Annotated in this window: 10 protein-coding genes, 1 rRNA gene and 1 pseudogene; 6 read left to right on the forward strand and 6 right to left on the reverse strand. The window is 44.5% G+C overall.

Annotation, left to right across the window (positions count from 1 at the left end; genetic code table 11):
- On the reverse strand, nt 1–156 hold a 156-nt coding region (locus tag L5M29_RS23220; protein WP_259573881.1), incomplete at its 3' end, for a transposase.
- 86 nt (nt 157–242) lie between these two features.
- Between L5M29_RS23220 and L5M29_RS23225 the strand changes: the two are divergent.
- The 3 genes and pseudogenes from L5M29_RS23225 to L5M29_RS23235 form a co-directional block, all read left to right on the forward strand.
- Nucleotides 243–722: pseudogene (locus L5M29_RS23225) on the forward strand (TetR-like C-terminal domain-containing protein); the annotation flags it as partial.
- Complete coding sequence (locus L5M29_RS23230) at nt 713–2,590, forward strand: MFS transporter (protein ID WP_263170281.1); 1,878 nt, start codon at nt 713–715, stop codon at nt 2,588–2,590. The pseudogene L5M29_RS23225 and the gene L5M29_RS23230, both read left to right, overlap by 10 nt.
- Nucleotides 2,591–2,646: 56 nt before the next feature.
- Nucleotides 2,647–3,963 carry a hypothetical protein gene (locus L5M29_RS23235; protein WP_263170283.1) on the forward strand — a complete coding sequence of 439 codons (1,317 nt, stop codon included), beginning with the start codon at nt 2,647–2,649 and terminating at the stop codon, nt 3,961–3,963.
- A 23-nt stretch (nt 3,964–3,986) separates the two neighbouring features.
- On the opposite strand, the gene mnmH is transcribed toward L5M29_RS23235, so the two are convergent.
- The 3 genes from mnmH to L5M29_RS23250 all read right to left on the reverse strand — a co-directional run bounded on the left by mnmH (nt 3,987) and on the right by L5M29_RS23250 (nt 7,368).
- On the reverse strand, nt 3,987–5,108 hold the full coding sequence (gene mnmH / locus L5M29_RS23240; RefSeq protein ID WP_263170285.1) for a tRNA 2-selenouridine(34) synthase MnmH: 1,122 nt from the start codon (nt 5,106–5,108) through the stop codon (nt 3,987–3,989).
- A complete protein-coding gene (gene selD / locus L5M29_RS23245; RefSeq protein ID WP_263170288.1) occupies nt 5,108–6,166 on the reverse strand; it encodes a selenide, water dikinase SelD in 1,059 nt (352 codons plus the stop codon). Before selD ends, mnmH begins: the two co-directional genes overlap by 1 nt.
- Nucleotides 6,167–6,261: 95 nt before the next feature.
- Entirely contained in the window at nt 6,262–7,368 is a 1,107-nt protein-coding gene (locus tag L5M29_RS23250) for an acyl-CoA desaturase (protein WP_028759426.1), read from the reverse strand.
- 144 nt (nt 7,369–7,512) lie between these two features.
- Here L5M29_RS23250 and fabR point away from each other — a divergent pair, with 144 nt between their 5' ends.
- A complete protein-coding gene (gene fabR / locus L5M29_RS23255; protein WP_105251021.1) occupies nt 7,513–8,127 on the forward strand; it encodes an HTH-type transcriptional repressor FabR in 615 nt (204 codons plus the stop codon).
- A gap of 109 nt (nt 8,128–8,236) precedes the next feature.
- On the opposite strand, the gene trmA is transcribed toward fabR, so the two are convergent.
- Nucleotides 8,237–9,334, reverse strand: coding sequence for a tRNA (uridine(54)-C5)-methyltransferase TrmA (gene trmA, locus L5M29_RS23260; RefSeq protein WP_263170290.1), 1,098 nt, complete (start codon nt 9,332–9,334; stop codon nt 8,237–8,239).
- A gap of 222 nt (nt 9,335–9,556) precedes the next feature.
- Here trmA and murI point away from each other — a divergent pair, with 222 nt between their 5' ends.
- Nucleotides 9,557–10,393: a glutamate racemase gene (murI, locus tag L5M29_RS23265; RefSeq protein WP_263170293.1), complete on the forward strand. Its 837-nt coding sequence runs from the start codon at nt 9,557–9,559 to the stop codon at nt 10,391–10,393.
- A 24-nt stretch (nt 10,394–10,417) separates the two neighbouring features.
- On the opposite strand, the gene L5M29_RS23270 is transcribed toward murI, so the two are convergent.
- On the reverse strand, nt 10,418–10,879 hold the full coding sequence (locus tag L5M29_RS23270; RefSeq protein ID WP_113941557.1) for an RNA-binding protein: 462 nt from the start codon (nt 10,877–10,879) through the stop codon (nt 10,418–10,420).
- A 697-nt stretch (nt 10,880–11,576) separates the two neighbouring features.
- On the opposite strand from L5M29_RS23270, the gene L5M29_RS23275 reads away from it, so the two are divergent.
- A 16S ribosomal RNA gene (locus tag L5M29_RS23275) occupies nt 11,577–11,814 on the forward strand; the annotation flags it as partial.

The raw sequence follows: 11,814 nt of genomic DNA on the forward strand, positions 1-11,814 counted from the left end.
TTTAGGTAAATCTCGCCAAGGGATACCTGTTCTAAGGCGGTAAAGAATACCTTCGAATGTTTGTCTATGTTCAGGTTTGTCATAAACACGGCCTGTGCTTTTCATTAAATGAAATAGCTTTTCCCAGCGTGCATCGGTTAGCATAAGTCTTGGCATGGCTTGAGGTTATGGTTACTTTTGGCGAAGCAAATTATAACGTCTTGCCATGCTGTCTAAAAATTACTCTCGAAAGATCAACAGACCCTAGTACCTTGATCAATATTTTCGGCAGCTACAACTATTTATTACTGGCTGTTTCTGAGTCAACGCTTAGGACTTTGCACGACCGATTGACGGGTGTTCGTGCGGCCGACAGTTTAGGTAAAATTATTGCAATGGCGTGGGAGTATAGTCAATTCGCCCATGAGCAGCGTCAAGCTTTCAAGCTGGTTTTTGAGCTGCAATTACTCGATTCTGAACCCTTGCCTGAATCGCAAGGGCAATTGATTGCGGGGTTATTTACTCTGATTGAGCGTGAATTGGCGCAACTATTTCCCGAGGTTACGCCAGTGCAGCATCTCAGTATGAGCCGGGTATTATGGGGGGGAATTCATGGGCTGACCTCTCTGTCACTCGATAATAAGCTCTTCGCTGAGTCATTATCACTGCGGGATTTACTCAAGAGTCACGTACAAGCTTATTTACAAGGAATGGGTTACCAGAAGGAACTATCATGCTGCTAACAAAACGTTTTTTACCCTATTTTGCGACTCAGTGCTTAGGCGCATTGAATGACAACATCTATAAAAATGTGTTGCTGCTATTAGTGACCTTTAACCAAGTGAAAGACCTACCCATAAGCGTCGATATGTTTGTGAACTTGGCGGCTGGGGTGTTTATTTTGCCATTTTTCCTCTTTTCGGCCCATGCGGGTGTGGTCGCCGATAATATGGATAAGGCCAAACTTATCCGCCGATTGAAACTACTCGAAGTCATCATCATGTTTAGCGCCGCGATTGCGATTCTGAGCGAGAGCTACATGATGATGTTATTACTGTTATTTTTAACGGGTAGCCAGTCAGCATACTTCGGTCCGGTTAAATATTCCTTGTTACCCCAAGCGTTGAAAGAGGACGAGTTAGTCACAGGCAATGCTTGGGTTGAGATGGGCACTTTTCTCTCGATTCTGGTGGGCACTTTGAGTGCGGGGATCTTGGTTTCTAATGGAAACGGTACGCTTTGGTCGGCGATTACTGTTGCTGTATTAGCCTTTGCAGGATATTTATCGAGCCGAGCGATTCCTGCATTACCCCCGCAGGGCGTCATTGAAAAAATACGTTTCAGGCCGTTATCGGGCACTTGGCGTAGCATCAAAAAAGCCCGTCAAACGCCTTCAATCTGGATGGCTATCCTCGCGATCAGTTGGTTTTGGTTTTTAGGTGCGACCTATCTGACTCAGTTTCCTAACTTTGCTAAGCTGCATTTGCATTCTGGTGCGACTGTGGTGTCATTATTATTAGGCATGTTTTCCATCGGGATTGCTGTTGGCTCCTTCGTTTGTGAACGTTTCTCCTACGGCCATGTGGAACTCGGTTTACTGCCATTTGGGGTATTGGGATTAACTATTTTTGGTGTCGATTTGCTTTGGGCTATTCCACCTGCGCCAGTGGATGCTGGTTTTGTCTATGGATTAAAGGCCTTTATTGGCGAGTCGCAACATTATCGGGTGATGCTGGATTTCTTTATGATTGGCGTTAGCGGTGGCTTGTTTATCGTCCCCTTGTATGCGTTTATTCAATCTCGTTCGCCTAAGGGTGAATGTGCTCAGGCGATTGCAGCCAATAACATTATGAACTCATTGTTTATGGTGGTTTCGGCACTGTTATCTATGCTGTTACTGGGCGTTGCAGGTTGGACTATTCCACAGTTATTTCTGCTACTCGCCGTGATGAATGCTGTAGTCGCGCTCTATGTTTATTCACAAGTACCAGAATTTACACAACGATTTATCAGTTACTTACTCAGTCATGTTATGTATCGAGTGACAGTCACAGGCCGAGAGAAAATTCCAAAGGAAGGGGCTGGCATCATAGTCTGTAACCATGTGAGTTATGTGGATGCATTGATTATTATGGGAGCGTCGACACGGCCAATCCGCTTTGTGATGGATAAATCCATCAGCGAAATTCCTCTGTTGAAGTATTTGTTCCGCCATGCAGGTGTGATCCCTATCTGTTCGCCTAAGCAAAGTGAAGAGACTTATAATCGTGCCTTCGAGGCGATTCATGAAGCGCTCGCCAATGATGAGTTGGTATGTATTTTCCCTGAGGGTCGACTCACACCTGACGGTGAACTTGGCGATTTTCGTCCTGGAATTGATAAGATTTTGGCCAGAGATCCAGTGCCAGTCATTCCTATGGCGCTGCACGGATTATGGGGTTCTTACTTTAGCCACAAGGGCGGGCATGCCTTAGCTAAAATGCCCAAGCGTTTTTGGTCAAGGGTGTCGGTGGATATTGCGGTTCCTATCGTGGACGTTTCCGCTAATCGTGAAAATTTGCGACATCAAGTTGCAAACCTACTTGTTGAACGAAATGAAGCCGTGTTGTAATTGGTATGCTTTAACAAATTTACAAAATAATAACTTATATACTCTGGAGTTTGGTCATGGGAAAAGGATGTTATGCCAGTGCACTAGTGTTATTGCTTGGTGGATGTGGAGGTTCGGGTGATTCAAGTGGTGGGGATTCTGGTGATTCGGGTACAACACCAGCTAGATTGGTTATGGATGTGCAGAGCGTTGCAAGCAAATGCAATGTAAAAGAAAAAATGGCAGGTGCCGATGTTATTATTCACCGACAAGACGGCCATATTCTCGGCACTTATAAGAGTGATGGGCAGGGACATGTCGATATACCCTGGACAAGCGAAGCATCACATTTAACAGTTGCAGCAAAAGAGTTTCGTAATGGTCAGTCAACTTGGAGCATCCGTACGGATTTAGCCGCTAAAGCTGGCGACTATGGCATTTATGCTTTCACAGATGAAAATTTAAATAGCCAATGTGACTGTAGTGATGTGAATTTTGATCTTAGTGAAATTGAAGCTGTATATAGTGACTACCAGCTATATGGTAATAACTCATTTTTGGACTCACATTCTAACAATTCTTCATTACGCCTGTGTAAGCAGGACGATAAGTTTGCACCAGTGAATATGGTGTTAGTTCCTAGCCAGAGTGGTGTTACGGCTTATGCTGCTAGCATAGATATAAATACACTAGATTTATCGCAAGCAGTACCTATATCGAGTAGTGAATTTGAAGGTACTCATCATGAAGGGACTCCGTTAAATGTTGATGTGAATACCAATGATTATTCGCTAAGGAGTTACTCTGAAACTGAATTTGGTCGCCAAAACTGGGTAGAATGGCCGACGAAAGAAGTGCAATTATTTCCCGCGATTTTTGATCGCAATTTAGTTTACGCATCACAGTGGATTGCCCTTGGTGCGAATGAGGCTGGCTACATAAATTATTCGGCAATAACACGTAGGGCTGTTACTGATCCTTCTAAGAGTTTGAGCTTGAATTTACCGTTAAATGAAAACCAAATGCTGGATGAAACGACACGTTTAATCACTACTATTAATAATGGTGGTAGTGCAAATTATGACTACAGTTTCAACAATGCCCATATGCAAGCGATGCAAATCACCATAGGACAAGATGGCTATGCGAATTGGGCTATTTCGGCTTCATTAAAGGGGTCAATTCCGGATTTAGATTTGCCCATACACTTACAAACAGCATTTGATGGAATAACAATTCCTATGATGAGTTTGTATGTCTGGGGGTACGAAGGAATGACAGGGCTATATGATTTCCGTGCCGAGCTCAGTAAATCGAGCCGTAGCACGGGTAATATTCGTTCGGCTAAATTCGATAATTATAACTATGAAGCCATTACGATTTTTGCAAATTAATTTTTAGCGTACTCGCCGCACAGTTATTGTGCGGCTTTTCTATCACTCTTATAGTTATCCAACCATTCATGCATGGCCTGATGTGAGCCCTTAAAGAGGATCCGTTCGGATTTTTTTTGTAACTGGTATTCGTACATTGGGTCATAATATTTGTGCAGCAGCACTGCTATCCATGCTAAATGCAGAGAAGTGTCATTTTGATGGAGTTGCTGGGTTAATGCCTGTTGCATCATATCCTGTAGTTCTTGATGTTGTTTACCACCTAAGCGTTTACGAATGCTCACTAAACTCTGTAACAGGTACTGGCTAAAGGCGGCGAATCCCGCTTCAGCGCCTAAGCGATCACAGAATCCCCTATGCATTTTGTGCACATACTCATTGAGTAGCCGCTGCAGCCTGAAGTCGTCCGCCTCCTCTAATACCAGCACATCAGCGGTCTGCATCGCAGTATAAAATGTCTGCGGCAGCGCCGAACGCCCAATCAGGAAGCTTTCATCTTCGAGCAGTAAACACGCCGCGCCACTTGTTTGGTGTTGTAGCAAGGCAATGGCGAGTTGATTTTCAAAGTTAATCTGCGTTGGCTGTGGGTCGATATTCTTTCCAAAACTAGAGCCTCTGTGATTAGCTATTTCTTCAAGATCAACCGCTTCTTTACGCTGTAGTAGAAAATCGGTTTTACCGCAGCCCGTCATCCCGCTCAAACTCAATAACGGTTGCTGAGTCGGTGCCGCTTCAATCACGCCAATCAGATATTGGCGCATGGCCTTATAGCCACCCTGAATATAGGGGACTTCGATCCCCGCTTCTTTGAGCCATTGTTGAGTGAGTTGCGAGCGCAGGCCGCCGCGAAAGCAATAAAGGTAAGCATTAGGATTGGCTTTAACATAGCTAGCCCAAGCCTCGATTCTCTGTTGCTTGATGGGACCATTCACTAGTGAATGACCTAATGCAATCGCGGCTTGCTGACCAAATTGCTTATAACAAGTACCGACTTTTTCCCTTTCACTATCCAGCATCAAGGGCAAGTTGGTCGAGTTGGGAAACGCACCTCGAGTAAACTCTATGGGCGCTCGCACATCCATCATCGGATATTGATTGAGAAAGATCTCCCTATATTGCTCTGCGGCTACAATAGCGCTTGGCATCAGCACAACACCACATTCGCTGCAGTGGTCGGTGTTTCCAGTGACCCAATGCAGATTGGGGTTATGTGGTTCGCATCGAGTAGGGCAATTAATTCCGCTTCAGCTGCGGCCGAGACGGCAACTAACAGACCACCGCTGGTTTGCGGATCGCACAGTATCGCTTTTTGATGCTCGCTGAGTTCAGGGAGATTCTCGCCATAACTGTCGTAATTACGGTGAGTTCCGCCAGGAACACAACCTAAGGCCAAATAATCTAAGGCGCGTGGTAACAATGGCACTGCATCAAATTTAAGCTTCGCAGTGAGGTTGGCGCCTTGGCACATTTCGAGTAAGTGTCCTGCCAGTCCAAAACCTGTGACATCAGTCAGGGCATTTACACCGCTAATTTTTGCAATGGTCGCGCCTATAGTATTGAGTTGACACATAGCATTTACCGCAATGAGGCTATCTTCATCGCGGAGTTTTTTCTGTTTTTGCGCTGTGGTTAAAATACCAATGCCGATAGGTTTAGTGAGATATAAACGATCGCCGGCTTTAGCGGTATCATTCTGTTTTAAATCACTTAAGGCAATTTGCCCGGTAACCGCGAGACCAAAAATAGGTTCGGGTGCGTCTATGCTATGACCACCGGCTAGCATGATCCCTGCTTCCATGCAGGCTTGTCTGCCGCCATCGACCACTTGCTGTGCGATTTCTGCGGGTAGTTTATTGATTGGCCAACCTAAAATTGCAATCGCCATAATAGGCGTGCCGCCCATGGCATAAATATCGCTGATCGCATTGGTCGCTGCGATACGACCGAAGGTGAATGGATCGTCAACAATTGGCATAAAAAAATCGGTAGTGCTAATGATGCCTATGTCATCATTGAGTTTGTACACTGCAGCATCGTCGCGGCTCTGATTGCCAACCAGCAGATTTGGATCGGTAAATACAGGTAATTGCGAGGCTAAGATAGTGCTGAGCACTTTAGGGGATATTTTGCAGCCACAACCTGCGCCATGACTATATTCTGTTAGCTTGATTGATTCTGGGAGTATAACTGGGGAATCTGACATGATCTCAACAGCCTATTTAAGTGATTAAGGCATCATCATAATCAGATACGGCCACCATGCAAGGTGGCCGTATGACTTTCGGGCAGAATTGTGGCTTAGCTATAAGTTGCGGTCAGGCTGCGCCAATGTTTTTGCTGGACTAAGAAACGCGCCTTTAGCTCTTCAACTTGTTGCAATAGTTGCTGATCGACAAGTTGTTTACGCTTGGCCTCAAGCAAGGTTTTCTGTGCTTGATAGTAATCCATTAAGTGCAGCTTTAATAACTCATACTCTGCTTGGATTTTTTCAATAATTTCATCAGCATTAGGCAGGTTATTAACCTTCCGCTTGGTACGTAATAACTGCATCTGTAAGCGTGCGCTCTCGATACGTTCCTGTGGACTCGTACGCAAATCCTTAGCTAATCCCAACCAAGATAATGACTTAATCAACCATTTGGTTGGATCGTAGTGCCACCATTTAATGCCATTACGATAGTCATTTTCGAAAATATGATGGAAATTATGATAACCCTCACCGTAGGTCAACATGGCCAAGAAGCCATTATCGCGGGCGGTATTCTTATCGGTATAAGGCTGACTGCCCCACACGTGGGCTAAAGAGTTGATAAAGAAAGTGCAGTGATGCACCACCACTAAACGCAATAAACCCGCCATCAATAACATAGACAGCACGTCACCATTGAGCCAGCCAAGCAGTGCTGGCAGTCCAATGTTCATCAGCAAAACGAGTGCGAGGTAATGTTTGTGTTGCCACATGACAATACGGTCATTTTGCAGATCACGCACATTTTGATAATCGTGATAGCGTTGCGACTGATACTCACGCAGCATCCAACCGATATGGCTGTACCAGAATCCCATTTTGGCTGAGTACGGGTCCTTGTCGTTATCATCTACGTGCTTGTGGTGGACTCTGTGATCAGATGCCCAGTGCAATGCACTGTTTTGTAATGCTAAAGCACCACCAAGGGCATATATAAAACGCACCGCCGGATGGGCTTTATAGGCCTTGTGTGACCAGAGTCTGTGATAACCCGCGGTGATTGACAGGCCACTGGCAAAGGCTAAAACAATAAAAGCGATCCATTCACTGGCACCATAGCCATGAACAATACCGCGCCATGGAACTAAAATTACTGCACTGAGGAAAGTGATGGCAAACAGACTGACATTAAGCCAGATGATAGGGGGTTTTTTCATTATAGGTTTCCAAAATTCGCTTTTGAGCGTACATCTGTAAGCTAATTTAGCTTAGCTATATTGTTTGGTCAAGGACGATAGGGCTGTGTTTAATGCCTAAAAGCGGTATTATCGCGTTATTACATTCAGTTAGCGGATTTAAGAATGGGTATTCGAGCACAGCAAAAAGAGAAAACTCGCAGAGCTTTAGTCGATGCGGCCTTTAATCAGCTAAGTGCTGAGCGCAGTTTCTCAAGTCTGAGTTTACGAGAAGTTGCTCGGGAAGCTAATATCGCGCCGACATCTTTTTATCGCCATTTTAAAGATATGAACGAACTCGGTCTTACTATGGTTGACGAGGGCGGGTTAACCCTAAGGCAGATGATGCGTAAAGGCCGTCAGCGAGCTGAAGTGGGTGGCAGTGTGATCCGTATTTCCGTTGATACCTTTATGGAAGTGCTTGATTCTAATCCAAACGTATTCCGTATCTTATTGCATGAACGTTCAGGAACCTCGGCAGCGTTCCGTGCGGCAGTTGCCCGCGAAATTGAGCATTTTATTTCTGAATTGGCTCATTATACCGAAGCCAAAGCGGGGCGAACCCCCTTGCTAGCTCGTGCACAGGCTGAAGCTTTAGTGACACTGGTGTTTAATGCCGGCGCTTCCGCATTAGATATGAAACGGGCTGACCGCAAAATTCTTGCCGATCAATTAGTCATGCAATTGCGCATGGTCGCCAAAGGCGCCGAGGCTTTGCAGCATAAGGTTGAACACCGCTAATCTGAGTGAGATGCAGATTCACTAAAATAATGGAGCCTAAGGCTCCATTATTTTTTTAGCGAATTTACGTTTAAGTGTTCTGCAGTCGAGCTCAGTGTATCTGAAGTGATTAACGACGCTCGAGTAGTACACCCGTTTCCATGTGATCTGTGTAAGGGAACTGATCAAACAAGGCAAAGCGGGTCACTCTATGGGTTTCGTTCAGTTGTTGCAGGTTATCTTTTAAGGTTTCAGGGTTGCAGGAAATATACAAAATCCGCTCATAACCTTGGACTAACGCCAGCGTATCAGGATCAATCCCCGCGCGTGGTGGGTCAACAAAAATGGTGTTGCAAACGTAGCTGTCAAGATCGATACCTTCTAAACGTCTAAAGCTGCGTTTCTTCGCCATGGCATCGCTAAAGTCTTCGGCTGACATACGAATAATCTGCAGATTATCAATACCATTCACTTCGATATTGTATTGCGCCGCATCGACTGAAGGCTTAGCGAGTTCGGTGGCCAATACGCGATTAAAGTTTTGCGCCAGTGCGATAGAGAAGTTGCCATTACCACAGTAGAGCTCGAGTAAATCCCCCTTACTGTTTTGAGTCGCATCGATAGCCCACTCCAGCATTTTTACGGAAACTTTGGCATTGGGTTGAGTAAAGCTGTTTTCGATTTGCTTATATAAGAAGGTTTTATCATTTACTTGTAATGACTCAACCACAAAGTCTTTATCTAAATCGATTTTTTGCTTACGGGCACGGCCGATGATATTGACGTTAAACTGGCTACTTAACTTGGCTTTCAATGCAGCCGCATCGGCGCGCCATTGGTCATCAAGCTGCCTGTGATAAAGCAAAGACACTAAAATCTCGCCGCTTAAAGTCGACAAAAAATCCACTTGGAACAATTTGTGCCTTAGACTCGGATTCGGTTTCAGCTCGGCGATTAAGGCCGACATCATTTGATTGATGAGTAAGCTAGCTGGTAAGTATTGATCGCAACGTACTTTCTCATTCAATACTTTATCGAACATGTAATAGTATAAGTCGTCACCATCATGCCACATGCGGAATTCGGCGCGCATACGGTAGTTAGCTGGCTCTGAGGCAAAAACTTCAACACTCGGTGTTTCAAATTGGGCAAAGGCTTGTTCTAGCTTGATACGCTTGTGTTCTAACTGCGCATCATAAGTCTGAGGGTCCATTGCTGCTAAGTTCATTGTTTGATTCACCGTTGCTGTAAATTGGGGCGCAAATATTATACTAGGTGACACGAATGTCCAGTATCTTGCTTTTGCGGTTTTCGCAAAGCTATGGGAAAATCCGCGCACTTGAATGTGGTTCTATGGTATTTGGCTGGATTTCGCCAGTAAAGCAGCCATCGAATCGTTAATGCGTCCAATCTGTATAGTTTATTTATATATCCGAAACTGGAGATTCGCTTGTCGCGACCTATATTAGTGTTTGATTCTGGGATTGGTGGTCTATCTGTACTGGCTGAAATCCGCAAGAGTTTGCCCCATAGCGACTATTGCTATCTTTTCGACAACGCTAGGTTGCCCTATGGAGAGTTGGAAGAGCAGGTATTAATTTCTGGCTGTGTCGAATTAGTATGCGATCTAGTGGTTCGTACCAATGCAATGATAGTGGTCGTTGCCTGCAATACTGCAAGTACTGTTGTATTACCGGCATTACGTGCACATCTTACTGTCCCTGTCGTAGGTGTTGTCCCTGCCATTAAACCCGCCGCTCTAATGTCTAAGAGCAAACGTATTGGACTCTTGGCTACACCTGGCACAGTTAAGCGTCATTATACCCATGAACTCATCAGCCAATTTGCTGATGATTGCCATGTCGAACTCTTTGGTTGTTCTGAATTAGTGATGATGGCAGAGCAAAAAGTGGCGACTGGAATGTTGGATATGCATAGATTGGCACAGTTACTGGCACCAGTCGTTGCCGCACAATTGGATGTTCTCGTACTAGGTTGCACTCATTTCCCTATGATCAAAGCTGAATTACAACAAGTGCTCGGTGCGGGCGTAAAACTAATGGATTCTGGCGCTGCTATTGCTAAGCGAGTTGTCACTCTTTTAACGCAACAGAATCTTATTGTGGAAGAGCACAGAGTAACAGATGAGAGAGAAGCTGTAAGGGAGTCAGTTATGCAAGCTTTCTATACTAAGATGGGAATCAGCGAAGGGTTAACAACAACATTAATTGATTGTGGCTTTTCAACTATCGAGCGAATCACCACAACCAACCAAATTACAAAATAAAGCAAAACAGTTTAAGCGGTAATGCTACTCGTCTGTCCCTGTACGGTCGGCAGCTTCCGAATCTTGTGTTTTTGCTTCTCTTACTTTTAAGGTTCTTTCTTGGAAACTATAGTCATTCAGTTTAACCATGGCTTTCTGAGCGCCTGATTCTGACATCTCCACAAAACCAAAACCTTTACGACGACCCGTCTTACGATCTCTGACTAAACGCACAGAGTTTACTGGACCAAATTCGCCAAATAATACTTTTACTTCACCCTCATGAACACGATAAGGCAGGTTACCTACATATAAGGTCATAGTAGGGCCAACATATTGTTCTTCTGAAGCATGAGATGATGAAGTCTCTGGAACAAATTTAAAAACAAGACTTGCAATGATAGCGCCAGCGACAAAAGCAATAGCTGATAATGGCGTTGCGAACTGAGATAGTGCTACTGCGCCAATAATGGCGACAATCAAGACAATAAGAAATGACTTTTGCATAAGAATGCTCTCTGATGAATGGGAAATTGATAAATAACTGTTAACAGCAAGTATATGGTAATGAATTATTTACTTTTACACTAGACCATTGCTGAAATATTGAGCGTGAATTATCAATTATTAGCTAAAAAACCTTACTTATCTCCGATAAATAGAGCTTATAAGCTAAAAAATGGTCATAACGTTTAAAATATCGACGTGCGATTCAATGATCGATAAAAAGCCCTTGCGGACTTTCTCAATCTCCCTATAATGCGCATCCACTGACACGGCAGACAGCGTAACGCAAGTTAAGCAAAGAAAGCCATGCAGTTCATCGGTTAGCGAGCTAAACGATGAGTGTTGAGAAAGTTGAAAAAACTACTTGACGCACTAACGGGAATGCGTAAAATACGCAGCCCTGACCCGCTGAAAACTCAGTGTGTGGTCAACGCTCTTTAACAATTTATCAAGCAAATCTGTGTGGACACTCACAGGTGTTGAGTTAATCGAAACTGCTTAACCTTCGGGTTGGCAGTCAAAAATTTAAATCAATGTTTTCAAGTCATTCTCCTTAACGGGAAGCGTGATTGAGTGTTCATAGTAATATGTACATACAGTAATGTATGAATTGAAACGCGATGCTTCTTAGTGAGCAAAGCGAATCAAAACAGTAGAATTCATTGAGCCGTTTGACGTCAGTCAAACAACAAAACTTTAATTGAAGAGTTTGATCATGGCTCAGATTGAACGCTGGCGGCAGGCCTAACACATGCAAGTCGAGCGGCAGCACAAGGGAGTTTACTCCTGAGGTGGCGAGCGGCGGACGGGTGAGTAATGCCTAGGGATCTGCCCAGTCGAGGGGGATAACAGTTGGAAACGACTGCTAATACCGCATACGCCCTACGGGGGAAAGGAGGGGACCTTCGGGCCTTCCGCGATTGGATGAACCTAGG

Source organism: Shewanella sp. SM95, from assembly GCF_025653595.1.
GTDB lineage: Bacteria > Pseudomonadota > Gammaproteobacteria > Enterobacterales > Shewanellaceae > Shewanella > Shewanella oncorhynchi.